The following is a 26,618-nucleotide window of genomic DNA, read 5'->3' as shown; positions in this document are numbered from 1 at the left end:
GAGTTGATGTATAGCGCACTCTCTTAGGAACTTCATAACTTTATCCTTTTACTTTGGTTGTCATAATTTCAGTCTCATTTGATGCGCCGACTGTATATTTCTTCTCAACATTTTCAAGAACATCAGCATTTGTAATAATCACAGGAGTGATCGTACTCGCTGCTTTCTCCTTAACAAGATCAAGATCAACTGTGATGAGAGGATCGCCAACTTTTACCTTGTCGCCTTCTTTTACGTGACCTTCAAATCCTTCTCCACCCATGTTAACTGTTTCTAAACCAACGTGGATTAAAATTTCAAGACCTGATTCAGATTCAATTCCAACTGCATGCTTCGTATGGAAGAACTGGATTACTTTCCCGTTGACTGGTGAAACGACTTTTCCGTCTTTTGGCTCAATCGCAACACCGTCTCCCATCATTTTTTGTGAAAATGTTGGATCTGGAACTTTTTCAAGTTCAACAACATCTCCGTTTAAAGGAGCGAAAATAACCTCTTCTGAAGGCTTTTCTTTTTTACCAAATAGTTTTTTCAACATAAGAACATTCCCCTTTCAACCGCTTTCATTTATATTCTATCTTGTCTATACAAGTTTAGCTTACACATGCAGTTTATCTTGTATAGACAAGTTAGTCAACTATAATACTCAACTTTTAAATCACATTTCTAAGGGGGGAAGATGTGATTCGATAAATAATTTCCCTGATTGTCATATCCTAAACGCTGATACATGTTTCAAATTTCTCGAAAACGTATACAAAAGGACTAAGGAGTGATCATATGGAAAAGCACCAAATAAAAACGATAACGTTTGAAGATGATGGTAACATTCCAAACAACCCGTTCCATCCGCTTATTCTCTATCCAGGAGCGCTAGATCATCCCGGTAATTGTATGAAGATTTTCAAAGAAAACAATTGGACTAATGCGTGGGAGAATGGCGTGTTTTCTTACCATCATTATCACAGTAACAGCCACGAAGTACTTGGGGTGATCGAAGGATCAGCTTCCATCACATTTGGAGGAGAAAACGGAAAGACAGTTGAAGTCACAGTAGGAGATGTCGTAGTCATTCCAGCTGGTGTGGGACATAAAAAAGAAGCATCCTCGACCGATTTCCGCGTAGTAGGGGCTTATCCAAACGGTATGCCCCACGATCTTAGAACAGGAAAAGCCGATGAACGAAAAGAAGCCATCGATAACATTGAGAACGTTCCATTACCTGCAACGGATCCAATTTTTGGTGTTAATGGACCACTACTTGACGTTTGGGGCCGCTAGAACATAGCAAAAGACGCCTTTATAGGCGTCTTTTTTAGGAAGAAGTATATTCAGATTTCTTAAAACCTGGCACCGTTCTTTCGTAAAAGTCCAGGTTATCAGGATGATGCGCTATACGGCTGTCAGAATGAAGAGAATCGATGGAAAGCATCTCTTCATCAGTTAAATTAAAATCAAAAATAGCTGCATTCTCTTTAATCCGCTCGCTATGGGAGGACTTCACATTCAACAAAATCTGATGCTGAAGACACCATCTAAGAACTATTTGTGCAGGTGTTTTACCATAACGTTCGCTAACTGCTTGAATCACCGGATTCTTTAACACCTGACCTCGTTTTAACGGTGACCATGCCTGGACCTGAATTCCTTTTGATCGACAGTAATCTCTTAGTTCACCCTGTATTAACTCAGGGTGTAACTCAATTTGATTGAGAACAGGTTTGACGGTTGAGATACGAGAAATGGCTTCTAGATGGTGCGTCTCAAAGTTACTAACACCAATAGCACATACCTTTCCTTCATGATAGAGCTTCTCTAGCGCTTGCCATGTTTCAAGAAATAAGTGAGGAACTGGCCAGTGAATTAAATACAAATCAAGATAATCAGTGCTCAATCGTTCCAACGATCTTTCAAAAGCAGCAAGCGTTGCATTATAGCCCTGTTCATCGTTCCAAACTTTAGAAGTAATAAACAGCTCTTCGCGTGGAATTCCTGAATCCTTAATCGCACGACCTACTGCTTCTTCATTCTCATAATAGGAAGCTGTATCAATGCCGCGGTACCCGGTTTCAATGGCAACTTTAACAGCGCTGTAGGCATCTTCCCCTTTTAGTTTAAAAGCACCAAAACCAAGATAAGGCATTTTAACACCGTTTGATAGAACAACCGTTTTCTCAATCCCCATCTTATTTCGCCTCCTTCTTCAATCACCTTTATCTCTAAAGAAATCTGACTTCCTTCTCTACACTATTTCTTAAGACGCTACGCTATTCCTTACACAAGCTTGCGATATTCATTAATAAAAACAGTGGGATCCTTTTTGATAATAAATGATTCAACACCACTATTTGTATGAAGATATAAAAAACCATAAAGCGTCGATTGAAATCGATAGGACATATCAAAGACATCTTTGATCGCAAAATGTTTATGTCCAACAACTATCCGATCTTCATATAGTTCTAAATCGTGCTCCTGCTCTAGCGTTTTCTGTTCCGTACGTTCCATTTTTCGAATTACCTTGATAAATGGGTGAGATAAAATAAATTTCAAGTTCATCATCCTATTCTTCTATCATTCTACATATTATCACTCAGTTCCTCTTTAAGAGAAAGGGTAATAAAGAAAAAGAGCAGACCTTTACTGGTCCGCCCCCTTCTTTCGTATCAGTTAATGATAAGCATTAAGCTCAATCATTTTATCTTTTCTTTATTTGCCTTCAATCGCTTCAATAATTTTATTTGCAGCACTTTCACTTGATTGTGGATTTTGTCCTGTAATTAAATTACCGTCACGAACGGTATAAACTGACCAGTTCTCGCCTAACTCAAAGTTAGCACCTTTTTCACGTAATTTGGTTTCAAGCAAGAATGGCATTTGTTCAACAAGCCCCATTTCTCGCTCTTCAGAATCAGTAAAGGCACTTACTTTCTTCCCTTTTACAAGAGGTGTACCGTCTTTATAAGTTACGTTCACAAGTCCTGCTGGACCGTGGCAAACGGATCCGATAATTTTATCTGCTTCAGCTTGTTCCTGAAGGATATGTTGAAGAACTTCGCTATCAGGGAAGTCAAACATCGTTCCGTGACCGCCCGGTAGAAAGACAACGTCAAAGTTATTTGCATCTTCTTTTGTTACCTTAGTTGTATTTTTCAGTTGGTTTTGAGCGTCTTCCCATTCTTTCGGATCTTCTTCTGGGATACTATTTGGATCAAGCTCTACTTCGCCACCTTGAATGGAAGTGACTTTGATGTCATACCCTTTTTCCTTGAAGATGTTATAAGGGACAGCGAACTCCTCAAGCCATAGTCCTGTTTTGTGATCTGAATCGATTTCTGTATGATTTGTTACGACCATTAATACTTTAGTCATATGAATTCCTCTCCTTTATCTTCTAAGTACTTGTTAGTCTTTATGACCACTTTAGTACAATACCCGATGTTCAGAAAAGTATTCATGGGTTTGAAGAATCCAGAAAATTTTCTAATATAACAATTGAGGGATAATGAAAAACAAATAGAACACATTGAGAAAGATGGCACTCATAACAAGAAGAGTGTTTTTCTTCTTAATTTGGAGGATATAAAGAACGATCCAAAGAACAAATAATCCGATTGGAACGAACAGATAGTTATTATTTTCAACTAACTTTAAAACACCGAGGAGTTCTAAAATAGAGTATGGAACAATAATGACTCCAAGAATAATATTGATAAGATGAATCCATTTTCTTTCAAGAGCTTTCACTAGAAATGTATCTCCTTTCTGAAAGAACCGATTTCACTAACTATTCTATTTTCCATCTCTATTGATGAAGAGTCAACGATCAATTTGACGAGGGCTTTTCAAACAGCATCCTTCTTTTCTTCACTCTTTCTGCTCCATAATTTGGTCTTTTTCTAATCATATCGTCGGGTATTTGATCAAAATCGTCGAATAGACTCCTTTTCCTCCGAATGCTGTCTCTTGTAGAGGACAATCATTCAAGGAGGAATAAAGATGAAACACAAAATGAAACTCGTAGCAGCGCTACTTATTTCTAGCATCATTTTTGTAGCCACGCCTTCATTTGCTTCTGCAGCATTTGATTCTGTCAACCAACAAGGCGACTCAGGTGGAGAAGTTAAGGAACTGCAAGACTATCTTATGACGAAAGGGCTATTCCCCTACCACACTGCAACAGGCTATTACGGAGAGATCACTGAAAAAGCCGTGAAGAATTTTCAGATGAATCGCAATCTCCAAGTAGATGGGATTGCAGGACCAGAAACAAAACAGGCCCTTCAAGTCCTAAGACGTGGAGACATTGGAAAACAAGTCATACATATACAAAGCCAGCTTAATCAAGCGGGATATGAGAGCGATGCAGATGGGATTTATGGTTCAGGTACAGCTACAATTGTAGAGGAATTCCAACGAGACAATGGCCTTTCAGCTGATGGGATTGCAGGGCCATCCACACGTAGAGCGTTAGATCAAATGGCTGCACCAGGTTCAGCTGCAGGGAAAGAATTCACGGCAGAAAGCACCGCATATACAGCCGATTGCACCGGATGTTCCGGTGTGACTAAGATGGGAATCAATTTAGACAAATACCCGGACGCCAAAGTGATCGCCGTTGATCCGGATATGATTCCACTTGGCTCCATTGTGGAAGTTGAAGGATATGGTACTGCCATTGCTGCAGACATTGGTGGCGATATTAATCACAATCGTATTGATGTGTTTATTCCAAGTCAGCAAGCCGCCCTCAATTGGGGACGAAAAGATGTTAAAATACGCGTCATTGAATAAGAAAAAGAACAGGCATTCCATATTTGGAGTGCCTGTTCTTTCTTTATGATTTATTCGTTGCATGCTTTCCCCGCTGCTGCAGTTTAATTAATCGATACGTATGTGTAAAGATTACTTTTAACACCGCATAAGTTGGAATCGCAAGAATGAGTCCTAGGAATCCAGCGAGACTGCTGGCAACCAATAGTAATAAAATAATCGTTAGTGGATGGATATCAAGTTTTCTTCCCATCACAAGAGGTGAAACAAGGTTACTTTCTATTTGTTGAATTACGATCACACCAAGAACAACCCATAGAGCAGTAAGCGGTGATTGAATTAATCCTACAATAACCCCAGGTGCCGTCCCAATGATAGGACCGATAAACGGTACAACATTAAGGAACAGGGCAATGAGCGCTAGAATTAAGGCATAATCAAGATCAATAATAACGTACCAAATGTAAACAAAGGTTCCAATAAAGATACTTACAATCAGCTGGCCTTGAATAAAGCCACTTAACGCATCATCCATGTCTTCTAGTATTTTCGCCCCTTCTTTTCGATGAGCTCGAGGCACAACGCTAAGTAAAGAAGGCATCAATTTCTTCCCGTCTTTCAACATAAAAAACAGAATAAAAGGAAGAAGCACAATTCCTACTAATACATTCGTCACAACATTTAATATGGAGAAAATGTAGTTTCCGAAAGAGGAGCTAATTTCTCCGATAGAACCAGATATACGATCCGTTAACTCCTGGATATCAACCATTTCACTTTGAAGAATTCTCGCTATGTATGGGTTGCTTTGCCATTCATTGGTCGCCTTTTGTAGATCATTGATAAGGGTCGGTGCACCTTGGACAAGACTATTAAATTGATCAACTAGAACAGGACCAATGCTCAGAACTAAACCAGTCACACCACCAGCAAGGGCAAGATAGACAAGGAGAATACCAAGCGGTCTAGGAATTTTCCACTTTTCTAAAAGGGCGATAACAGGTCTAAGAATATAATAAAACACCCCTGCAGCGATGATTGGGAATGCTAAAGTTGTTACAAGTATCACAAGTGGACGAAAAATAAATTCGATTTTACTCCCTACCCAAATCACTGTAAAAATAAGGAGGAGCCAAATAAAGAATCGAAACAATCGTGATTGCTGCATGATCGATCATCACTTCCTTTCATTCATTTTGATGAAGCCTTTACGGTAGAGACGAATGATCATCTCGATAAACCAAACGGGGTATTTCTTCGGAAAGAAGCGACGTCGGTAGTAGCGATCATAGGCCATCTTTAAGTCATCCCAGTGCGTACACTCCTTTGATTGACGGAAGCGAACAACATCGATGACGCGAACTTCTCCATTCGAGAGAAGCATCACATTTTGGAGATGTGTATCGGAAGGATTCAACCCTTTAGAACGGGCATACTGGAGCGCCACATCCACCTGCAGTAGCATATCATCAGTGATGATAATCCCTCGTCTTAAGCACTCGTAGAATGTAATGCCGTCCAAGTATTCTAAAACCACATACCCCTCTCCTCCCTCATAATAAAAAGGAAAGTGGTTATTTTCTTGAAGTACTTGATAAATCGAAGCTTCCTGCATAGCAAGATGAGCACAGTCAGGATAGAAAACCTTAAGAACCTTTTGTTCATTAGGTATTCTAAATACGACTGCACTTCTACCTCTACCGATTAGCTTCAGCTCTTCTGGTTTTCGAAGAACCTCTGTTCCAGATATCTCAATTTGCTGAACCATTCTTCCAATGTCATTCAAATGACAACACCCTCTTCATTTCTCGCATTTGTTACGCGATCTCTATCTTTACACCTATTCGCAACAGATGGCATGGTATAAGGGTGAACCGCCTGGATCGCAATAGAAACCAAGTATATATAATAGCTTAGGTACACAAGAGGTATAATCTTTGTTTGAGAGAAATCTCATTTTTAAGACTATCCTACACCATTTACGAAAGAACACAAGGAAATGTTTCAGATCTCTAGAAAGTTTCTCCGGTCATCGTACTCATAAATAATTGGTAGAAAGCAAAATAGTTCATTGATATTGCGACTGAATGAATGGGTCTTCCATCAAATTCATCTTGTTCAAAGGATTTCCTAAAATCACCAATACTAAGGCCCCGGGCTTCTCCGGTAATTTCTACTGCTACGCGAGTGCGGTAGAATGTGCAAATGTCCTTCTTTTCAACCCCCATTAACGTAAGCGCATCGTGAACAGGACTACCTTCAATGTCTGGAACCATTTTCTTATAAAATTCCTCATAATAGTAATCTAAAAGTGGCTTAATAAGAGGCGCCTTCCCTTTTGCATGAACATAATTAACCATTCCCGGCGTTACAATCGCATGCTCCGTCACATTTAGTGGAAATAAAAAAACATGCTCAGCATATTTCATCACAATATTTGCCGCAACTGGATCTGCATAAAAATTAGCTTCTGCACTCGGGGTCACGTTTCCTGGTACGTTAAATGCACCGCCCATTATATAAAATGATTTAATTCCTTTCATCGTATCTGGATACAAGAGGAAGAGCGTCGCAAGAGAAGTCATCCTCCCAACATTTACAATCACAAGGTCGTCATACTCTTCAATTATTGAAATCACTTGAAAGAAATTCTCTAAAGGGGCAGCTTCATTTGGCGGTGGCGTAATAGGACCTAATCCTTCCGGTCCATGTACATTAGGATAATAAATCGGCACCTCTCCAGTCATAGGCTTTTCTGCCCCACCCATTACAGGGATATCCGTTCGGCCAACTTCTTCAAGTAAGTAGCGAACGTTACGGGTCGTTTGTTTTTTTGATACGTTTCCGTAGCAAGCTACAATACCAATAACATCCACACCTTCTGATAAATAAGCAAATAAAAGCGCGACCGTGTCATCGATTCCTACATCTCCAAAAAACAAGACCTTTTGCCCCATTCCTTCACCTCATCCCCATACTTATCATAACTAACATATTCACATCGCTGTAAATTAAGAAGCAAGGCAATTTGATAGGTGAATATTAGGAGGAAAAGATTTTTCATATTAATAAGCTCTAAAGAAGAGTAGGTTTCCCTACTCTTTTGGTACAAAAATATTTAATTCGTTATGCATCACTTCTGCTTCGAACGGAAGGTGAATGCCTTCATCGCCATCGATATTTACAACAAGTTCATGACCCGATTCCACTTTTAATTTCGAGGCTGGAAAATACTCTACTTGAGCATTATTTTGCAACTTTCCAATGAAGAGATCTGGTATGATTTTAAACACTTTTGGTAGAGAAAACTCTCTTAATATAAAGACATGAAAGTAGCCATCGTTCACCTCTGCATGCTGAGCGAATGACTGTATCCCTCCAACTGAGTTTGTTAACGCAATTAGCATTAAATAAGCTTTCCCATCCCATTGCTTACCATCGTATGTAATGTTCAAGTCGAATGGTGTTTTATCCTTTAAAGCTTTTCCACCTTCAATTAAATAAGCCAGTGGACCAAATTTGGATTTTTGCTCAGCTGAAACGTCATATACAGCTTCTGCAATAGCGCCAACAGCAAGTACATTCATAAAGTATTGATCGTTTATACGTCCAATATCAACCGGTTTTGTATGCTGCTCAGATAGAACCTCTAGCGCTTTCTTAGGTTGCATCGGTATGTTGAGTGCTCTTGCAAAGTCATTCACTGTTCCAAGGGGCACGAAACCAAAATCAGGGCGTTCTGTTTCACGCGCTAAACCATTCACCGCCTCATTAATCGTTCCATCTCCTCCCATTGCAACAACTGTATTAAAGTGATTCTCACAAGCAGCTCTTGCAAAACGAACAGCATCTCCCTCTTTTTCGGTGTACTTCACCGTCACGTCTACATGGTTTTGTTCTAAAATGGCTACAGCCTCATCTTCATATTTCATCGCTTTTTCTTTCCCTGAAGATGGATTAATAATCAACATGGCTCGCTTCACAGCAACGTCCTCCCTAAAACAGAAATAATAAATCTATTTAGTTCGTTCCCTTCTTTCTAAGCCTTGAAACAGTAGGATTTCATCAAATTGGTGGATGCATACAAATCCTTCTCAGATTAGTCGTTATATAAGATTTTTCATAAAACCATATGACAAACATTTCCTCTCCCCTATAATAGAATGGGGTATTCGAACTCATGTAAAGAGAAACTTGATTAAAGATGCTGTTTAGAGCACGGAAAGGAACTTTTCAAGTGAGGAATTATATGTATTTTGCAAGTAGTTTTATTTTATTATTCTTTTTTCTCCAACTTCTATCGGGGATCATATTAACAATGTTAGTCGAATCCCCCTCCTATACAAGTTTTGGAAACTATACGAGCGCAGAGAATTCTTTTCTTGTGACGATCATTATCATGGCGGTTTCAGCCGTCATAGCTTTTCTTATTCAAAAGTGGCTCAGTAAGAGACGAAAATAATGAAGATTTCACTCGAATGAGCTAACAAAGTTATTTAATAAGGTTTATTAATAGGTAACATCTTTTGAAGCAATAGGAAAGATAATCCTCATCCCTGTCTCTTGTAGAGATAGGGATTTTCAATGTGTTCTTTAGCTGTAATAATTGTTTCTAATGAACGAAAATAGGCTATGTTAAACACTAAACGCCATTTATTCAGGAGTAGGAGTCGCATATGAAATATCATTCGCTGTATCGGATCATTGTGATCGTTTGGATGTCGGTTAAGTTCTTCATTCAACTCGAGCATTTCAGAAGAAAAAGCAAGCATTCATGGGACCAGGAACGCTGGCAGAAGCTGTTAAAGAAACAAGCGAGAGAATATAAGGAAAAAGCGATTCGTCTTGAAGGATTACTTGTGAAACTCGGACAGTTCCTCTCTACAAGAGCTGATATTCTTCCAAGAGTTTTTCTTGAAGAAATTGAAGATCTTGTTGACCGCGTCCCTTCTTTCTCTTGGGAGAAAGCAAAAAAGACTCTTGAAGAAGAATGGTCATCTGATTACGAAGATGTCATTGAGCAGCTTTCTGAACGACCAGTTGCTTCTGCCTCTATTGGTCAGGTATACAGAGCAACGTTAAAATCAGGTGAAGATGTTGCTATCAAAATCCGTCGTCCAAATATCCGTAAAATCATACGAGCTGACTTTCAAGCGCTCCGAATTGTCTTTTGGTTAATGGATACATTCACTTCTTATGGAAAACAGCTCGATCTTAGTAGACTTTATGATGAAGTTCGAAGCGTGATTGAAGATGAACTCGATTTTAAAAAGGAACTAAAAAACGGACTACACTTCCAGGAACGTTACAAAGACAGCCCAGGTTATCGCGTACCGAATTACGTATCTGAATGGTCAACGAAAAAAGTCCTTGTCATGGAGTGGATGGAAGGCGCGCGGATTACGAATCTTTCTTACATTGAAGAAAAGGACATAAACCGACAAGAGCTCGCACGTAAACTTTTGAAGGGCTACCTTGAACAGCTTCTTCAAGAGGGACAATTTCATGCCGACCCACATTCAGGGAATATTCTAATCCAAGAAGATAGCACAGTTGTTTTTATCGATTTTGGAATGGTTGGTCATATTGAAGCAAGAGATGCTCTATCGATTCGCAAGCTGATTACTGGAATCGTACTAAGTCAGTATCGTGATGTCACGGATGCCCTTGAAGAACTTCGGTTTCTTCTTCCTAATTCAGACAAGCGTCAGATTGAGAAAGCTATCCAGACACTTGTCACGTTATTTGTCGAACAAGATTTAACGATGATGGATGAAGATACGGCAGATCAAGTGCTGACAGAAGTGCAAATCCTTGTGAATAAACAGCCCATTCAACTCCCTAGTGAATTCGCTTTTCTAGGAAGAGCGATATCAACAATTGTAGGTATTCTGTACACATTGGACCCAGAGATTGATTTAATTGAAGAAGGAAAGCCGATTGTGCAGGAATGGATCAACCGGGAAGAATCAACTGATAAGCGCTATGATCCTAAGAAAATTTTGAAACAACTTTATGCGAGAATAACTTCCATTGAAAACCCTCTTGACCGATTGTCTGATGAGTTCAACCAACATCGAAAATGGGAAGAATCGATGAAGCAACGAGAAGTTAAAGCAAAAAACATGTTGTGGAATAAGCATTATGGATTTATCCTTTTTTGCCTCAGTCTAATCGGATTCTTTATTAGTGAAGCCTTTGAAATTCAATCGTTACTCCTCCCTACTATGATTACTGGAGGAATCAGTTTACTCGTCATACTTCTTGCAGGCACCTTCGAGAAGCGACTATGGAAAAAAAGGAGCAGTAAAAATGAATGATGAAAAAGTAATGAAGGAAACAACAGAAAAGCTCGGACGCTCTGAAGTGAAAGTGGAAGGTCTTCAAGATGGGTATCGTATTACAGTGAAAGGAAATGAAGAAGAGCTCAAGCAAAAACGACGCGTTGGCGGTGCCTTTATTAACCTTCTTAAACAACTTGAAAGAGCAGGCTATCGATTGCCTTTTCCATTTTCATGGATTCTGCGCTTCTGGAATCGGTATTCAAAACCATAGAAGATGAGGGAGCATTCCCCTCTTTTTTATTTTCACTTCTTCCTCTTATTGGTACAATGAGGAAATGAAACCACTTATCATTGATTCACAAGAAAGGGTGTGCGCCATGGATAAGCAACACGCAGCAGAACTAATTACAAAAGTAAGAGAGACTTCTCCTCTCGTTCACAATATAACGAATACAGTTGTTACGAACTATACTGCAAATGGTTTACTTGCCGCAGGAGCTAGCCCTGTAATGGCGTATGCACGAGAGGAAGCGGCAGATATGGCGAGAATTGCTGGAGCTGTCGTCTTAAATATTGGAACACTTACAAAGGAAACCGTTGAAGCGATGCTACTCGCAGGAAAAGCAGCAAATGAATTGAACACCCCTGTTATACTCGACCCAGTTGGAGCCGGTGCTACTCCTTATCGAACGTCAACTGCTCGCCGCATTTTAAAAGAAGTCGACGTTCAATATTTGCGAGGAAATGCCGCAGAAATCGCTAATGTTGCAGGAAAAACATGGTCAATTAAAGGCGTTGATTCCATCGAAGGGGACGGAAATCGCGAAGCTCTTGCTAGAAAAGCTGCCAAGATGTTTGGCTGTGTTGTGATTGTAACTGGGGAAATTGATACCATTTCAGACGGCAACACTTCAATAAGACTAGGAAATGGTCATCCCATTTTAACGAAAGTAACCGGCACTGGATGTCTTCTCTCCTCTCTGCTTGGGGCATTTGCAGCCGTTGAACCAGACCCTATGCTCGCAGCCTATGGCGTTCTTGCTTTCTATGGAGTGGCTAGTGAAAAAGCCGCTCATCTCGTTGGAAACAGGCCTGGAGATTTTCAAATTGAATTACTTAACCAACTCTCTCTGCTCTCATCAAAAGAAATTGAAGAAAGCATTCAACTCATGCCGAACTAACGAAAAGGGGAGCGCGAATCAACATTCGCGCTCCCCTTTTCGTTCAAGGAATCAACCTCTTCTTCATCAAAAAACATACTCCTATCAATGAGCAATAAAAAAGCAATCCTCCACGCCTTTGAATGTATAGACTACTTTTTCAAGCAACGGATGGAAGTAAACAATGAGATAATCTCCGCTTCGATCGATGACTCGTTTACCCCAATGATACACTGGATAATCCTGCATGGTGCATGATTCTGTTTCGACTTCGGAAGTGATCCAATCGATCACTTTTGCTTCCTCATCCATTACTTCCCCCTCGAGAACTTACTGATAGGTGAATGTGTACTACACTTTCTTCTCTACACCATGACGCCCATCCACCGAAAGTGCTCTATTGTTTAAGACATATCTCACTCGTTTTTCTATTATTACTTTCAAAGAATATCCCAATTCATGTAAAAACCTGAAGCAAAGGCTTCAGGTTCGTACTAAAACAAGAGGCCAATAATTCCGGCCAGGATGCCAAAGACGATGGCGATAATATACCAGATCACCGCAAGAACAACGATAAGCCAACCGATTCCTTTTCTACCTGTTTGAATGAAATAAATCCCAAGTACGATTGGTCCAAATATCAAACCGATAATGGCCCAAAAGAAGGAACTCTTATCTTGTTTTTTAGCATCTATAAATAAGAAAATGGCGATAACCACATTTACAATAAAGCCAAATGACATTTCCATACGCTCACCTCATTTCTAGAAAACTGTTTCCCTTTTGTCTTTCATTCTAAACTGGACATCTATGGTGTTTACGTGAGATCAACGATTAACGTATCGAATGCAAAGGATATCTTCTTGTTTTGTAGAATGGTGCTCTCCACTTGTTTTAGATCATCAAAGCTTAATTGATCGGGTTCTTCGATATGTGTTAGGAAGACTTCTTTCACTTGAAGCTTCTCAATGATTTCAAGCGTCTGACGAAACGTTGCTTCTTCTTTGAGTACAGGGTGCTCAGCGTTTATTTGGCGCTCCCCAGTAATCGGATGAAATTCGCATACACCTGTAGGCAGCACCGCAAGATCCAATTCCCCAAGCTCCGGTGGCTCCCAACCAAATAACTCGTCAGGCGCAATGAGAATACGTTTGCCCTCCCCCTCAAACAAAAAGGCATAAACATAGTCCTCCGAAAGCCGAAACGGTGTAATCGTTATCCCATTAAGACTCACCTTTTCTCCATCACTCAGTTCATGAAGCGATATGTACTTCTGACTTTCAAAGAAAGTTAGATGCTCAGCTGTACCTAATCTTGTCTGAAAATCGATGGCTACTTGTTCTGGAAGATAAACGTCCGTCGTTGTTCCTTTTGCAGGATGATTGATCCAATCGGCATTCACTGATTCGAGTACTCGTCTCCCCATCACATGGTCGGGGTGCCAATGGGAATAAAAAACGCCATCAATGTTTGAAATACGTGATCGATTTAACTGCATATAACTATCTTCAGGTGTATCAATCAAAACATTGGGCCCATGAATAAACACGCTTGGACCAGATCTACTGTAAGGAAGTCCCTTTTCTCTTGCTTCCTTGCATACGTCACATTGACAGAGTGGGCGCGGGATCGCCATAGCGCCACCAGTGCCAAGAAATTCGATTTGCATCTCCTTATTCCCCTCTCATAATTTGGAATCATTTACTTCTCTCATTCTATCTTTTCCTTTCTATAAGAAAAAGACTAATTTTAACAATTGTCACAAAATCGACTGTTTATTTCAAAATGAGAAGGGAACACCATTCATAGATTCAAATTGAAGGAGGATGTTTTGAGATGTCAGAACAACAAACTGAAGTCACATACCAGCTTCCAAGGATCGGTTCACCTGCCCCCGATTTTACTGCAAACACAACTCACGGACAGATTTCATTAGATGATTATAAAGGTAAATGGTTTGTCCTATTTTCCCATCCTGCAGATTTTACACCTGTATGCACAACAGAGTTTGTCGCTTTTCAGGAAATTTATCCTGAGTTGCGTAAACTTGACGTTGAGCTAATTGGACTCAGTGTAGATAGCGTTTCCTCTCATCTTGCATGGGTGCGTAACATCGAGAAAAACTTTGACACCGAAATTGAGTTCCCCGTGATAGCGGATCTTGATCGCAACGTAGCGACACGATACGGCATGATTATGCCTGATGAAAGTCAAACTGAAACGAGTCGAGCCGTATTCGTGGTAGATGATAAGCAGGTTGTTCGAGCTGTTATCTATTATCCTCTTACTACTGGACGGAATATGAATGAAATCATGCGATTGGTTAAAGCTTTGAAAACAACCGATGATCACGGTTCACCAACTCCTGCAAACTGGGAACCAGGAGATAAAGTGCTCGTTTCTCCTCCTAAGACACAGGAAGCAATGAAGCAACGTGAAAATGACGATGATCTCGAATGCATCGACTGGTATTTATGTAAAAAAGAACTTAATGAATAAAGCTGCTATCAAATCGGCCTGATTGGCCGATTTTTTTTGGGGAAATAACTTAACTTTTTTATTGTACGTTATCCCCTCTAGTTCTTTTGGATTATTTTCCAAATTGCACTTTGCTAGATTACGATTATAATAGAAGGGAAAGCGTATTAGTTTGACGGAGGTAATGTTATGAAAAAGGAAGAGAATAAGCTTCCAAATGCAACCATTAAGCGGCTCCCACTCTACCTCTCTTACTTAAAAAGCGTTAAGAAATCGGGACAAAAATCGATTTCATCTGTAGAGATTGGAAATGCACTTAATTATAAATCAGACCTTGTAAGGAGAGATTTTTCTAAGATAAAAGCCCCAGGACGAAAAGGGGCTGGATATGAAGTGAAAAAGTTAGTCAACCACCTTCACCTGATCGTGAACGAGAAGACTGAACCTGAAGCTGCGCTAATTGGCGCCGGTCGCCTTGGGACAGCACTTCTTCACTATAACCATTTACGAAAGTCGACTCCTAAAATCAAAATGGCGTTTGATAATAACCCAAAAATAGTAGGCAAAACGATTGCTGGTGTTCCGGTCTATCATATCGATGAAATGTATGACCGCTTAACCCCCACCGTCACCGTTGCTATTCTCGCTATTCCTGCCGCTTCAGCACAGTTAATTTCTGAAAAACTATCTGAGACAGGAATTATTGGGATAATGAATTTTTCTTCGGCCTACTTGCAACTTCCCGCCAACGTTCACCTACAGCAAATTGATTTGGCGAGAGAGCTTGATACATTATCCTTCCTCATTCACTTCTTCTAAACGATTGCAGAAGTAAAATAGGTTAGAAAACCCCATCACCAAATTCGTTAGCGAATTTTTGGTGATGGGGTTTTCTTTGTCACTCGTTTTTTATTTAACTTTGCTGGTTCATACCCATTATCGAACAACACACCGTTTGCCGTACCTGTTCTCTCCACGAGTTCATTTACATCGCTTGCATTTAATGTCTCTGCCGCTTTCAAGAAAATGAGAGCCGAAGCACGTGCATCATCCAGCGCGTGGTGATGATCAAGATCGATCCCAAGGTAATCAGACACAACATTTAATTTATATCGGGGTAATGTCCACGTTTTTTTCGATAAATTCACCGTACAGTTATAAGCAAGTATCGGGTAAGGTAGGCTATATTGATCGAGAACAGCGCGTAAGACGCTCATATCAAATTGAGCGTTATGCGCGATAAGGAATTTCCCCTCTACTAACTCACGAATTTCCTCTTTCCATAGAACGTCGAACTCAGGCGCGTCGGCTACGTCCTCTTCTGTAATCCCATGAATGCTAATGTTAATGCCTGCAAAATAATTTTGTTTTGGTCTCACCAATCGATAGTACTCTCGAATAAGCTCCCCATTCTCGTATTCTACGAGACCAATGGAACAAACGCTTCCTCTTTGCGAATTAGCCGTTTCAAAATCTAGTGCAACGAAATTCATATCGTAACTCCTTTATCACTCAATACTTCCATCTTAAAATGTTCTCCTTAATCCGTCTACCTATTTGATTGTTTCAATATAACTAGTCTTTGTATTTAGTAACAAAATTCCATAATTACTCTATTAATAATGAATAAATTCTTTCCCAAAGCCAATAATGGATATCACGTTAAGAATATAGAGGTGAAACCATGAATTCAATTGATATTTCGCTACACATTTTTTATTTTATCGTCATGATCTCAAGCGCCATTTATTTTTATCTCCTAAGTCGAAACCCAAAAGGCGTTCCCTTGTATGAATATGTTGTTGCCATTCTAATCACAGGATGGTCTGGGGTCGCTTATTTATCGATTGCTTTAGGGCAAGGAATATTAGAAAGACCGGAAAAAACGATTTATTTTGCACGCTATTTAGATTGGGTCGTCTCGACTCCTCTCTTACTACTATCACTTGCCTTAACTGCTATGTTCTACCAAAGTAAAATCAATCGCACACTCATCGCTTCTTTGATTGCAGCTGATGTATTCATGATTTTAACTGGTCTCATTGCAGATTTTTCATCTGAATCACTAAAATATGTTTGGTACACAATGGGACTAGTTGCTCTCGTCATCATATTAGTCATTATATGGGGACCGCTCAAGAAAATAGCGGATGGTTCAAACGAGCAACTTGCAAAGCATTATAAGCGAGTAGCGATTTACTTAACATCTTTTTGGGTTCTTTACCCTACCGCATGGTTTTTCGGGTCATCAGGAGTTGGCGTAACTGCAGGCATTATTGATACTCTAGCCTTTATCGTTCTTCCGATATTCTCGAAAGTAGGATTTGGTCTACTCGACCTTCACGGATTACGAAAACTAAATGGATAATACCATAAAGAGCTACAACTCCCAGTGGAACACTGGTTTTTGTAGCTCTTTATGATTTCTAACCACTATTCAACGTGCTCTAAAATGGTCTCTCTAAATTCCGCTAAAGCTCGATCCGTTTCTATCGTGTAGCCGCATTCCAATCCAACAAAACCATCAAACCCTGTCTCTTTAATTGCTTTTAAGATGTTCGTATAATTTAACTCACCTGTCCCTGGCTGATTTCGCCCAGGGTTATCAGCGATATGATAGTGATGGATACGATTCCGATAGTTCGTCGCGTTTCGAATCACATTCCCTTCCGTAATTTGCTGATGATAAACGTCGAAAAGAAGCTTTACATGAGGACTATCAACTTGATCGATGATCGAGACCGCCTGATCTGAATATTGAAGAAAGTGCCCTTCGTGATCAACAAGGCCATTTAAAGGTTCTACTTCAAGCACCATTCCAGACTCTTCACATAGCGCTGCACTCCGCTTAAGAGTATCAATCATGGCATCTTGTTGCATCTTAATTGGCGCATCGATCATAACGTTCCCCGTTTGTGTAATTATTGAAGTTGTTCCAAGCCTTTTGCATGCTTCAATTGTTTCAGTTAGTCCACTAAGAAAAAGCTCACTCATTTCAGGATTAACTAGATTGAAAGACCTTGTACATGTTGCTGTAATTCCTACCCCAATACGACGTTGTGCTTTAGCCACTTCTTTTAGATCGAGCTCTGTCCAATCATAATATTCGAGTCCATGAAAGCCGTGTTCTTTCACTTTCTCCAAATGAGTAATCACATCTTTACCAGGGTAAGCACCGATACAAAGAGAATATTTCAACAATCACTCAGCTCCTATTATTTGTTATGACGGTCCATTTCACTTCTTAAGCACCTTTTTTATAGGTGTTTCCTACACTTATTAAGGTAATCATCTCTACTTATCTGCTTTCAAAGAGTGCTCGTTTCGTTAAATGAAATATGGAAAATAATATCCGAAAGAAACAAAGAGTCCAACCGTCGTAAAAAGAAGTGTTTCAACAAAAAAGGGATGACGTGATCCTCCCCTATGTATGGCAACCGCACCTGATTCAAAACCACTATGAAACTTTCCAACAGTGCGACTTGCGTTTTCTTGAAAGGGTCTAAAATAAGCGGGTAGCCAAATAATAGCTATAAGCAAAATACTTCCTACGAACCATGAATCGATGAAATTCCAGCCGCTCATGACCGATATGGCGGCCACTAATCCACTCTCAAACAGTAGCGTAACAACGAGAAGCAACCCATACCGGTTAAAAGAGCCAAGTTTACTTAACAAATGTTTTTCAATGAACGCAGAAATCTTACTTAACGCTCCTGCTACTGAAACAGCTACTATTAAAAAGCCCATGCAAAAAAAGAATTTTACAACCAGATTAATCACACCCTCTAAGAGATAGTGGCTTCTGCTTCGAAAGAAACGCTTCTCTTAAAGTACGGATCAGCTTACAATAAGTTCCATATCATTCGATAGAAAAACTATAATATCTCCCTCAAAATCCAGAGCTTACTAACTTATTTAACCGCTTTAATAATCATCGTAGTTGGAAATTTCTTTGCTTTGTACAAAGAATAATATCGATCTGAAACAGTTATGTCTTCCTCAGACATAGAAGAAGAAACATCACTTTCAATCACCGTTTTTATCGTAAACCCCGCCTGGATTAATTCATTTATGTAAGTGGACATTTTCCGTTTATGGATCGTCATGGTGACGCCTTCACCTTTGAAGTCTTCAAATGTATGAAGGCCTTCATTTTGATAAGAACCGTTAAGTGTCACTGCTCCTTCTTTACTTTTCAAATGAACATATAAAGGATGATCCCAGCTAAAAACAAAGCTTCCTCCCTCTTTTAAGTAAGAGTAAATCAATGCGAAAGTTTTCCTTAGATCTGTTGTCCATCCAATCGCATAAATAGAAAATACATGATCAAAATAGTTTTTAGGAAGGCCAATCTCTTCTTCCATTGGCGCACAAAAAAGATTGGGGGATAAACCTGATAACGTTTCCTCAGCCTTATGTTTTTGTTCTTCAGATAAATCGACGCCCCACAGTTCTTCTGCTCCATTATTCGCCATATACCGTAATGAATGCCCACTACCATACCCAACCTCAAGTACTTTACTTTTCTCAAGCTGATCAAATAGCTGGAGCTCGTTCTCCGTTTGAGCAAAAGGGCCATACGCAGGTAACGCATCTACCCCGTTAAAATGATGAGCAACTTTATTCCAACTTCCTTTGTTTTGTTCCAAAATCGTATATTTCATATTCCTCTCCTCCTCCAACTACTTTCATTTCGAGAGGATAATAGGAGAATCCTTTTTCTCAAACAAACCTTACAGCAATGGTGGCTTATTATGAACGAAATAGATTGCGAGAGAACATCAAAAAGGACAGGCATCTGCCTGTCCTAAATGTTATCCTGCTTTTGCAGTGTCTTTCAAAGTTGCTTTCTTCGATGTTAATCGATCCACAAGGCCTGACAAAGCCCCATCACCTGTTACGTTACAAGCTGTACCAAAGCTATCTTGTGCAAGGTATAAAGCGATCATTAGTGAGATCATCGTTGAATCGAATCCAAGCATTGTTTCTAACAGTCCGATCGCCGCCATAACAGCACCACCTGGTACACCAGGCGCCGCAATCATGGTAACCCCAAGCATAAGGATGAATGGAATGATCGCAGCGAATGTAGGCTCCTGTCCATTCAAAAGCATAACCGCCATCGCACACGAGACAATCGTAATCGTGCTTCCGGAAAGGTGAATAGTCGCAAGGAGCGGAACGCTGAAATCAGCAATTTTCTCTCGTACACCATTCCTTTTCGTTTGTCTTAGCGTGACTGGAATAGTAGACGCTGAAGACTGAGTACCGAGCGCTGTAAAATACGCTGGCATCATTCCTTTCAGAAGCTTAAAAGGATTACGAGATGTCGCTGCACCAGTAATGCTATATTGAATCAAAAGCATTGTCATATGAAGAAGAATAATCATGACGAACACTTTGGCAAAAACACTTAAGATTGTTTGGACTTGTCCAGCACTTGTCATGTTTGCGAAAATGCCAAGAATATGAAGCGGTAGTAATGGAATAATGACGTAGCTAATCACTTTCTCAACGATTGTTCTAAACTCAATCATAACCCCTTTTAGCATATTCCCCTTCATCGCAGCCATGCCAAGTCCAAGTGTAAACGCTAGAACGAGTGCCGTCATAACGCCCATCATAGGAGGAATCTCAACCTCGAAGAAAGGCTTTAATAACGATTCTTCAGGATTCGCCATCTCTGAAGCGGCTCCCCCGGTTTCAAGGAATAAAGGATATAAATTTCGTGCAGCAAAGAAAGCTAGCAAACCAGCTAGAAACGTAGAAAGGTACGCAACTGACGTTGTAACCCCAATTAACTTCCCTGCACCCTTCCCAATTTCACCAATTCCCGGTGCAATAAATCCAATAATAATGAGAGGAATCGCGAAACCTAGAAAGTTTCCAAAAATCCCATTGAATGTAGCAAATAATCGTACGGTCCATTCAGGGAAATAAGCTCCAATAACAATTCCAAGGGCAATGGCAATAAGAATACGTGGCAACAGTCCAATTTTCTTCATAGTGTCCTCCATACAAAAACATTTGTCCATCTCGGGTGTAATATATGTGTACTTTACTAAAAAAAGAGTCATCCTGCAAGACATATTCGTTAGAAACAAATAAGAAAGTTTGATCAACAAAGTATTATATGGATAAGTTGGATATTATTCTCATATCGGATCAAAAAAACGAAAGACGCAAGCGCTACGGTAAACCGTAACATGCTTGCGTCAGATCTCGCTCCTTCTATGATCATCAAGCACAGTGCTCAGCTATGAGCGAGCATCAGTCGCTTCCTGTTACAAAATCATCTTCTTTCATTGAGGCAAGAATGTAACCGCCAGTTACGCGATCATTCTCCTTCACATGAAGTTCAGAAATTTCCCCGCTTACTCCAAGCGTAATTTTCTCGGTATTGCCCTGTCCATTGCGAATGACAAACATTGGCTCCCACTCATATACTCGAGATGCATGTTTGACGAATACTTTCTCGATAACTCCCTCACATGGACAGACCACTGAACGATTCATGGTTTCTTTCCCCTTTCCAGCTTGTAATAGTTCCTGTATGGAACAGTTTGTTTTCTATACTTCCATGATATGTTTCGCATGCTTTTCTATGATGCAAAACGAATGTTTTCTTTAACCTTGCGTCCATTTTACCTGCTTTTTTCTTTTTGACAACCCCTCTATTTTATGAAAACCCTTTATAAACTAGCAGATTTAATTTAATAATTGACCAATTACATTTTGCTAAGATAGCGTCTCTTTCTTGCGAATTATTATTTGATTCATCACTTCATGTAACTAGTAATCTTATAACCTCGCATATTATATTAGCTACACAGTGTTTATTGAAGCACACAACATTGCTGAAAATATTTCAACATAGTAAAATCCGAGCAAAAAATAAAAAGTGAAATGATTCGTTCTATTCTTTCCAATACGTAACACAAGCCCAATTGGCTGAGGCTTTATCTCCCTGTAACTTCCAGCTTCGCTTCTCTAACTCCCGTCCAATAAAGCGATTGAAAAAGCCATGCCCAACTAAAACGAGAGATTCCTTTGCCATTGCACATTCCTCTAAAACATCAGCGGCTAACTTGGCACGCTTTCTCGCTTCCTTTCGAATTTCTGCTTGGTTTGATAAACCAATAAACCAAAGAAACCGATAAAAGACTGTCCACATTTGAGGTTTGATCTTTAGGAAGCGTATGTTGTAAAAGGGGAGTTCCAGTTCTCGGAAGATGGGATCGCTTTGAATCGTACTTGCCTGCTGCGCTGATTCTAGAGACCTCGGCAAGTCACTCGTTAATACTAACGGTGCTTGTTGTAAAATAGCTTGAACATGTTTCGGAGCTTCATCACATATGCCTTCTCTATTATATTGACTAACCCATTGGCAATAAGCCTCACTAGTTAACCGGTTCGAAAAATCGCAGGCCGATTTTCCATGTCGTATTAAACTTATTTTCACCTAATCCCATCCCTACCTTTATTAGCTCATGCTTCCTCATTCATTTTCATTATCGTTGCTTTATCAATTTCTTCACGTATGGATTTCATTATACCGTGATCCTTCACATACTCTTTCCCATAAGTAAGGTTAAATTCATAGTCAAAACCAGGGGGATTCGTGCCCTGGGTATGTTGTATAATCGTCTCCATTTTATCGAGTGCTTTTACAAACTTAGCTTCTTTCGTTGAGCCTCTATTATACTCCTGACAAATTGTAAGAATGTCATTTTTCCCCTTATCACTAAGAGATGATGTGAGACGCTGAACGGCCTCTTCTTCCTTTAGTACTTTCTCCTTTTGATCGACTTGAACCGTAGCAGAGATATCCCCGTCATATGCTTCTCCAAGATCGTGAACAAGGCACATAATCAGTACTCGTTTTGTATCAAGCTCTGGAAACTGATCGCTTAAAGCAAAAGCAAACATTGCGAGCCTCCAGGAATGTTCGGCCACGCTCTCTCGTCGACCGCTTCTCATGTAGGCAGTTCTTGTCGTATCCTTTAATCTTTCAAGTTCCTTAATGAACGTAATCATTTGATAAGCATCCATGAATGATATCCTCCTTCTTCCAAGATGCTGTGACATCCTTGAGTCAGTAAGTGCGAAAAATCGTGATTGTAGCATTGCTTATTGTTCTTTATATGTAACTAATCTCTCTTTCGTCCCCTTAAAAGTCGATTTTCCATTCAAAAATAGTCGTAAGATGACTCTTAGATACAAACATTTAACTTTACCAACATTTAATTATGAGTTGTTCGCTAATCACCAACCATATTATTCCATTATCATTACCTTTTTCTCCATAGTAAAAAAGAGAACAGGCGATACCTAAAGGTACCACCTGCAGAGAGTATATAGGTCTTATCTCTTTTAGGACGGAGATGGTAAAGAACCAACGGTAAACCTACACTAAGGCTAGCACGCTCTTCTCCAATTCGTTCTATTAAATCAACTTTCTACCTTTTGCAACTAGAATTAATAACATGGGGAATCCAACTCCATAGATCGATGCATAAAGGGTCCATGTTTTCGATACAAAATCCTGCATATAAATAATGTCAGGATAACTAATTTGTGCTAAAACCAAGCTCCCTATTCCAAGAGGAAATAACAGCAGTCGATAGTTTTGAACGCGAAAGATATGCGTTAACGAACGTGCTGAGGTGTAGAACAAAAGAACTAACTTAAAATAAATAGAAAGCATCCAAACAATCGCCACGATGACTTCAATTCGTTCGACGATTTTCCCGATGCTAATTTTCTTTGCAAGAATATACGTAGGATACGTATATCTTGCTGTGAAATCCGCTCCTAATACAAGGATTGTGGCACAAATAATAACAAACAAAACGACGCTACCCATCGCAGTTCCTTTTAAGAATGAAATGCTCAATTTATTATGTTTGTCTACGTGTCGATAGATCATCAGAAAGGCAACTAATTCGAGAAATGGCAAACCAATAAAGGGAATAGAAGCCTTGATAATTGGCTTAACACCGTTTTCCATTATCGGTTTAATCGCTTCAAACTGCATTTCAGGCACTAGGAGAACGGTTAGCAAAATGAGCAGACAGAAAATCCAAGGGAAAAAGATTTCACATGCTCTTGCAATGGTTTCTATCCCCAGACTTGCGCCCATAATAACGACGATCATAAAGATGGTGAAAATAATATATAGCGGCGTTTCAATCAAGATTTGGGTCGTTAAAAAGTCTCCAATATTTCTGAGGACAAGAGCTGCAAGAAGAAAGAGAAAGGTGAAAAATAAAAGCGATGCAATCTGACCAATCCATTTGCCGAGTACTTTCTCACTCGCTTCCACAATCGTCATATCAGGAAATTTCTTCATAAAATACCCATAAAAAACAACGAGCATTGTTCCGACTCCAATTGAAACGATCGCTGAAATCCACGCATCTTGTTTTGCTACAGCAGCTAGACCCGCAGGAATAATTAAGATGGAGCTTCCAATTATGTATAAGGCAACTAACCATGAGAATTGACGCGTATTAATGATTTCCTTTGCCATCGCTCAGACGCTCCTTTTGATAGCTGGAACCTTATTGTTTTACTTCTCTCTTATCGACTAAACATAATGAAAAATGACTAATAGAAGCATCGAGATGCCTATCGATAATGGAAGTGCAATCGTTTTGTTCCGGTGATGAAGGTGCACCATCGGAAACATCACAATAATAAATAATAGTGACCATGCCAGGTTCCATCCATTGTGATAAGTAATCATCTCAGCTTTAGAAGCTATACATTCCACAAGCCAAAATCCTGAAATCCATTTCACATTGTATAGAAACCTTCTTTTTCGCATTGGATAATTAGACAGATAAAGTAGAACAACTAAAGGATTAACAACGAGGTTATGTAGTAAATGAACATTAAATTTACTAAAGAAAATGTCTTTTTTAAACTCCCAAAGATGAAATTCTTCATACGATATCGTTTCATAAACGGTTGCTGCTAAAGCAATATAAAGCATACTAGGATAGTATTTTTCCCAATTTCTCCAATCGCCTTTCCAAAAAACAAAAAACAGTAGCGTGATAATGAGGACAATGTTCATTGTTATTCTCCTAATTCATAACGGTATGTGTTTCGTATCATCATGTTTATTTTGGATAAAGATACGCTACTTACCATAGCAAAAACATTTTTACATATTTATACAAAAGTAGTATGCATCTTTCGGAGCCGTTTATGCATAATAGGGGAATTTTCGCTCAGTTTTATGCCCATATCGATTTATGACGTTGAGGTGGATAAAAACCATTCGATGTGAAAACCTACTTATGAAGAAAATAATGTGGGAGATTTGTGATGAAACGCATAAGGCGATTAAGGGAAACCAAAAAACGTAATGAAAAGGACTCTTCCACCGATAGTACTTCTAAAGACATTAGCCTGGATCTTCAAAAAAACATAGTGAACATAAAGAAAATGCTAGGAGAAAGTTCTGATTTAACGATTAGAGAGATTCATTCTGGTACAGATGAGACAAAACTTATCGCTGTCATTTTTATTGATGGACTTGCAGACAAAGTAATGGTCCAGGAAAGCGTCATTGATCCATTGATGCTCGATATTCGAAAAACGGATATAGCGATGAACGTCATACAACATGCTAGCTTTTATGAGATCCTAAAGCATTTCTCTCTTGCTGCCTGTGAATTAACAGAGATTCATCGTTTTCAACCCTTATATGATCATCTCCTTTCTGGAGATACAATCATACTTATTCAAGGTGAGTCTAAAGGATTTGCTATTGGTTCAAGAAACTGGAAGGATCGCGACGTTAATGAACCCACTTCCCAAACTGTCATTAGAGGGCCGAAAGATGGTTTTACGGAAACAATTCGAACGAACACCGCGCTGCTTAGACGAAAAATCAAAGATCCCTCTCTTTGGATCGAAACGAACCCCATCGGCCATAAGACCAAAACAGATGTTGCCCTCGTTTATTTAAAAGGCGTTGTTGATGAAAGTATCTTGAAAGAAGTGCGCGAACGGTTAACGAAAATTGATACTGATAGCATTTTGGAAAGTGCCTATATTGAGGAATATATTCAGGATAATACCTACACTCCCTTCCCAACGATTTTCAACTCTGAACGACCTGATACGATTGCAGCTGGCATATTAGAAGGCAGAGTGGCCATAATAGTTGACGGAACACCATTTGTCCTTCTTGTTCCAACTTTATTTGTTCAATTCTTTCAATCAAGTGAAGATTACTATCAACGTTTTGATATTAGCGTAATGGTTCGTCTATTGCGATATATCTCCTTTTTCCTTGCTTTGTTAACACCTTCAGCTTATATTGCTGTAACAACCTTTCATCAAGAGATGCTTCCTACCTCCCTTCTCATTAGCTTAGCGGCACAGCGAGAAGGGACGCCTTTTCCAGCACTCATAGAAGCTTTGTTAATGGAACTTACCTTTGAGGTGTTACGTGAAGCAGGTATTCGTATGCCTCGCGCAGTTGGCTCTGCTATATCTATTGTTGGCGCACTAGTTCTTGGACAAGCTGCAGTTGAAGCAGGTATCGTTTCTTCTGCAATGGTAATCGTCGTCTCAATCACAGCTATTAGTAGCTTTGTTATGCCTTCATTTAACTTAGCCATTTCTCTTCGAGTGCTTCGCTTTCCGTTCATGTTGCTTGCAGCTACATTTGGTTTATTTGGGATCATCATCGGTATTATCGCAATGGTCCTTCACTTATGCAGTTTGCGCTCATTTGGCGTGCCATATATGTCTCCTATGGCGCCTATTATCCCGAAAGACCAAAAAGATAGTATTCTACGTGCGCCGCTATGGAAACTACGAACACGCCCTTCCTTCATTAGCAAAGGCGATGAAACAAGAAATATCACTCCTCCACCAAAACCAGAATCAGATTAATTTT

The 26,618-nt window shown here is 39.6% G+C and carries 32 protein-coding genes; 10 read left to right on the top strand and 22 right to left on the bottom strand.

The window, feature by feature from the left end; genetic code table 11:
• Positions 1-40: 40 nt before the first annotated feature.
• A complete protein-coding gene (locus tag AC0VYO_RS07595; RefSeq protein ID WP_475367080.1) occupies positions 41-538 on the bottom strand; it encodes a PTS sugar transporter subunit IIA in 498 nt (165 codons plus the stop codon).
• 242 nt (positions 539-780) lie between these two features.
• Here AC0VYO_RS07595 and AC0VYO_RS07590 point away from each other — a divergent pair, with 242 nt between their 5' ends.
• Positions 781-1,281 (top strand): cupin domain-containing protein, encoded by a 501-nt coding sequence (locus AC0VYO_RS07590; RefSeq protein WP_475368790.1) that lies wholly within the window; start codon positions 781-783, stop codon positions 1,279-1,281.
• Between the two features lie 34 nt (positions 1,282-1,315).
• On the opposite strand, the gene AC0VYO_RS07585 is transcribed toward AC0VYO_RS07590, so the two are convergent.
• The 4 genes from AC0VYO_RS07585 to AC0VYO_RS07570 all read right to left on the bottom strand — a co-directional run bounded on the left by AC0VYO_RS07585 (position 1,316) and on the right by AC0VYO_RS07570 (position 3,747).
• Positions 1,316-2,185: an aldo/keto reductase gene (locus AC0VYO_RS07585; RefSeq protein WP_475367078.1), complete on the bottom strand. Its 870-nt coding sequence runs from the start codon at positions 2,183-2,185 to the stop codon at positions 1,316-1,318.
• Positions 2,186-2,274: 89 nt separating this feature from the next.
• Positions 2,275-2,553, bottom strand: coding sequence for a hypothetical protein (locus tag AC0VYO_RS07580; RefSeq protein ID WP_226612359.1), 279 nt, complete (start codon positions 2,551-2,553; stop codon positions 2,275-2,277).
• A gap of 156 nt (positions 2,554-2,709) precedes the next feature.
• Positions 2,710-3,372 (bottom strand): type 1 glutamine amidotransferase domain-containing protein, encoded by a 663-nt coding sequence (locus AC0VYO_RS07575; RefSeq protein ID WP_475367077.1) that lies wholly within the window; start codon positions 3,370-3,372, stop codon positions 2,710-2,712.
• Between the two features lie 111 nt (positions 3,373-3,483).
• The gene (locus tag AC0VYO_RS07570) at positions 3,484-3,747 is read right to left on the bottom strand and encodes a hypothetical protein (RefSeq protein ID WP_475367076.1); all 264 of its coding nucleotides are present in this window, start codon (positions 3,745-3,747) and stop codon (positions 3,484-3,486) included.
• A 252-nt stretch (positions 3,748-3,999) separates the two neighbouring features.
• On the opposite strand from AC0VYO_RS07570, the gene AC0VYO_RS07565 reads away from it, so the two are divergent.
• Positions 4,000-4,794: a peptidoglycan-binding protein gene (locus AC0VYO_RS07565; protein WP_430242351.1), complete on the top strand. Its 795-nt coding sequence runs from the start codon at positions 4,000-4,002 to the stop codon at positions 4,792-4,794.
• Positions 4,795-4,837: 43 nt separating this feature from the next.
• On the opposite strand, the gene AC0VYO_RS07560 is transcribed toward AC0VYO_RS07565, so the two are convergent.
• From AC0VYO_RS07560 to AC0VYO_RS07545, 4 genes are all read right to left on the bottom strand, one after another.
• On the bottom strand, positions 4,838-5,941 hold the full coding sequence (locus tag AC0VYO_RS07560) for an AI-2E family transporter (protein ID WP_475367075.1): 1,104 nt from the start codon (positions 5,939-5,941) through the stop codon (positions 4,838-4,840).
• A 9-nt stretch (positions 5,942-5,950) separates the two neighbouring features.
• Positions 5,951-6,559 carry a serine/threonine protein kinase gene (locus AC0VYO_RS07555; protein ID WP_475367074.1) on the bottom strand — a complete coding sequence of 203 codons (609 nt, stop codon included), beginning with the start codon at positions 6,557-6,559 and terminating at the stop codon, positions 5,951-5,953.
• 226 nt (positions 6,560-6,785) lie between these two features.
• Positions 6,786-7,730 (bottom strand): nucleoside hydrolase, encoded by a 945-nt coding sequence (locus tag AC0VYO_RS07550; protein WP_475367073.1) that lies wholly within the window; start codon positions 7,728-7,730, stop codon positions 6,786-6,788.
• 138 nt (positions 7,731-7,868) lie between these two features.
• A complete protein-coding gene (locus AC0VYO_RS07545) occupies positions 7,869-8,756 on the bottom strand; it encodes a diacylglycerol/lipid kinase family protein (protein ID WP_475367072.1) in 888 nt (295 codons plus the stop codon).
• Positions 8,757-9,010: 254 nt separating this feature from the next.
• Between AC0VYO_RS07545 and AC0VYO_RS07540 the strand changes: the two genes are divergently transcribed.
• The 4 genes from AC0VYO_RS07540 to thiM all read left to right on the top strand — a co-directional run bounded on the left by AC0VYO_RS07540 (position 9,011) and on the right by thiM (position 12,238).
• Positions 9,011-9,235 carry a hypothetical protein gene (locus AC0VYO_RS07540; protein WP_475368789.1) on the top strand — a complete coding sequence of 75 codons (225 nt, stop codon included), beginning with the start codon at positions 9,011-9,013 and terminating at the stop codon, positions 9,233-9,235.
• A 214-nt stretch (positions 9,236-9,449) separates the two neighbouring features.
• Positions 9,450-11,093: an ABC1 kinase family protein gene (locus AC0VYO_RS07535; protein WP_475367071.1), complete on the top strand. Its 1,644-nt coding sequence runs from the start codon at positions 9,450-9,452 to the stop codon at positions 11,091-11,093.
• On the top strand, positions 11,086-11,328 hold the full coding sequence (locus tag AC0VYO_RS07530) for a hypothetical protein (RefSeq protein ID WP_475367070.1): 243 nt from the start codon (positions 11,086-11,088) through the stop codon (positions 11,326-11,328). The genes AC0VYO_RS07535 and AC0VYO_RS07530 overlap by 8 nt, the downstream gene beginning before the upstream one ends.
• Positions 11,329-11,434: 106 nt before the next feature.
• Positions 11,435-12,238 (top strand): hydroxyethylthiazole kinase, encoded by an 804-nt coding sequence (gene thiM / locus AC0VYO_RS07525; protein ID WP_475367069.1) that lies wholly within the window; start codon positions 11,435-11,437, stop codon positions 12,236-12,238.
• An 84-nt stretch (positions 12,239-12,322) separates the two neighbouring features.
• On the opposite strand, the gene AC0VYO_RS07520 is transcribed toward thiM, so the two are convergent.
• The 3 genes from AC0VYO_RS07520 to AC0VYO_RS07510 all read right to left on the bottom strand — a co-directional run bounded on the left by AC0VYO_RS07520 (position 12,323) and on the right by AC0VYO_RS07510 (position 13,886).
• On the bottom strand, positions 12,323-12,529 hold the full coding sequence (locus tag AC0VYO_RS07520) for a hypothetical protein (protein ID WP_194221010.1): 207 nt from the start codon (positions 12,527-12,529) through the stop codon (positions 12,323-12,325).
• A 182-nt stretch (positions 12,530-12,711) separates the two neighbouring features.
• Complete coding sequence (locus AC0VYO_RS07515; RefSeq protein WP_430242369.1) at positions 12,712-12,966, bottom strand: hypothetical protein; 255 nt, start codon at positions 12,964-12,966, stop codon at positions 12,712-12,714.
• A gap of 68 nt (positions 12,967-13,034) precedes the next feature.
• Entirely contained in the window at positions 13,035-13,886 is an 852-nt protein-coding gene (locus AC0VYO_RS07510) for an MBL fold metallo-hydrolase (RefSeq protein ID WP_475367067.1), read from the bottom strand.
• 167 nt (positions 13,887-14,053) lie between these two features.
• Here AC0VYO_RS07510 and AC0VYO_RS07505 point away from each other — a divergent pair, with 167 nt between their 5' ends.
• Positions 14,054-14,716: a peroxiredoxin gene (locus AC0VYO_RS07505; protein ID WP_475367066.1), complete on the top strand. Its 663-nt coding sequence runs from the start codon at positions 14,054-14,056 to the stop codon at positions 14,714-14,716.
• 168 nt (positions 14,717-14,884) lie between these two features.
• Entirely contained in the window at positions 14,885-15,514 is a 630-nt protein-coding gene (locus tag AC0VYO_RS07500) for a redox-sensing transcriptional repressor Rex (protein ID WP_430242375.1), read from the top strand.
• Positions 15,515-15,561: 47 nt separating this feature from the next.
• Here the strand turns inward: AC0VYO_RS07500 and AC0VYO_RS07495 are convergent, their stop codons facing one another.
• Entirely contained in the window at positions 15,562-16,188 is a 627-nt protein-coding gene (locus AC0VYO_RS07495; protein WP_475367065.1) for a 3'-5' exonuclease, read from the bottom strand.
• Positions 16,189-16,379: 191 nt separating this feature from the next.
• On the opposite strand from AC0VYO_RS07495, the gene AC0VYO_RS07490 reads away from it, so the two are divergent.
• The gene (locus tag AC0VYO_RS07490; protein WP_430242379.1) at positions 16,380-17,063 is read left to right on the top strand and encodes a bacteriorhodopsin; all 684 of its coding nucleotides are present in this window, start codon (positions 16,380-16,382) and stop codon (positions 17,061-17,063) included.
• A gap of 65 nt (positions 17,064-17,128) precedes the next feature.
• On the opposite strand, the gene AC0VYO_RS07485 is transcribed toward AC0VYO_RS07490, so the two are convergent.
• The 9 genes from AC0VYO_RS07485 to AC0VYO_RS07445 form a co-directional block, all read right to left on the bottom strand.
• The gene (locus AC0VYO_RS07485) at positions 17,129-17,896 is read right to left on the bottom strand and encodes a TIM barrel protein (RefSeq protein WP_430242380.1); all 768 of its coding nucleotides are present in this window, start codon (positions 17,894-17,896) and stop codon (positions 17,129-17,131) included.
• 126 nt (positions 17,897-18,022) lie between these two features.
• Complete coding sequence (locus tag AC0VYO_RS07480) at positions 18,023-18,445, bottom strand: hypothetical protein (protein WP_475368788.1); 423 nt, start codon at positions 18,443-18,445, stop codon at positions 18,023-18,025.
• 164 nt (positions 18,446-18,609) lie between these two features.
• The gene (locus AC0VYO_RS07475) at positions 18,610-19,362 is read right to left on the bottom strand and encodes a class I SAM-dependent methyltransferase (protein ID WP_475367062.1); all 753 of its coding nucleotides are present in this window, start codon (positions 19,360-19,362) and stop codon (positions 18,610-18,612) included.
• A gap of 150 nt (positions 19,363-19,512) precedes the next feature.
• On the bottom strand, positions 19,513-20,703 hold the full coding sequence (locus tag AC0VYO_RS07470) for a dicarboxylate/amino acid:cation symporter (RefSeq protein ID WP_475367061.1): 1,191 nt from the start codon (positions 20,701-20,703) through the stop codon (positions 19,513-19,515).
• Positions 20,704-20,968: 265 nt separating this feature from the next.
• Positions 20,969-21,214: a biotin/lipoyl attachment domain-containing protein gene (locus AC0VYO_RS07465; RefSeq protein ID WP_226612333.1), complete on the bottom strand. Its 246-nt coding sequence runs from the start codon at positions 21,212-21,214 to the stop codon at positions 20,969-20,971.
• Positions 21,215-21,614: 400 nt separating this feature from the next.
• Positions 21,615-22,160, bottom strand: coding sequence for a phosphoglycerate mutase family protein (locus AC0VYO_RS07460; protein WP_475368787.1), 546 nt, complete (start codon positions 22,158-22,160; stop codon positions 21,615-21,617).
• A gap of 26 nt (positions 22,161-22,186) precedes the next feature.
• Positions 22,187-22,750, bottom strand: coding sequence for an HD domain-containing protein (locus AC0VYO_RS07455; protein ID WP_475368786.1), 564 nt, complete (start codon positions 22,748-22,750; stop codon positions 22,187-22,189).
• A 394-nt stretch (positions 22,751-23,144) separates the two neighbouring features.
• The gene (locus tag AC0VYO_RS07450) at positions 23,145-24,230 is read right to left on the bottom strand and encodes a GerAB/ArcD/ProY family transporter (RefSeq protein ID WP_475368785.1); all 1,086 of its coding nucleotides are present in this window, start codon (positions 24,228-24,230) and stop codon (positions 23,145-23,147) included.
• Positions 24,231-24,287: 57 nt separating this feature from the next.
• On the bottom strand, positions 24,288-24,779 hold the full coding sequence (locus tag AC0VYO_RS07445) for a CBO0543 family protein (protein WP_475368784.1): 492 nt from the start codon (positions 24,777-24,779) through the stop codon (positions 24,288-24,290).
• A gap of 254 nt (positions 24,780-25,033) precedes the next feature.
• Here AC0VYO_RS07445 and AC0VYO_RS07440 point away from each other — a divergent pair, with 254 nt between their 5' ends.
• Positions 25,034-26,614: a spore germination protein gene (locus AC0VYO_RS07440; RefSeq protein ID WP_475368783.1), complete on the top strand. Its 1,581-nt coding sequence runs from the start codon at positions 25,034-25,036 to the stop codon at positions 26,612-26,614.
• The last annotated feature ends 4 nt before the right edge of the window (positions 26,615-26,618 follow it).

This window comes from Anaerobacillus sp. 63XJN7_4_ISO-PGPR-S23-413, from assembly GCF_056173725.1.
The sequence above is the reverse complement of the archived record's forward strand: the minus strand, read 5'-3'. Positions and strand labels throughout refer to the sequence as shown.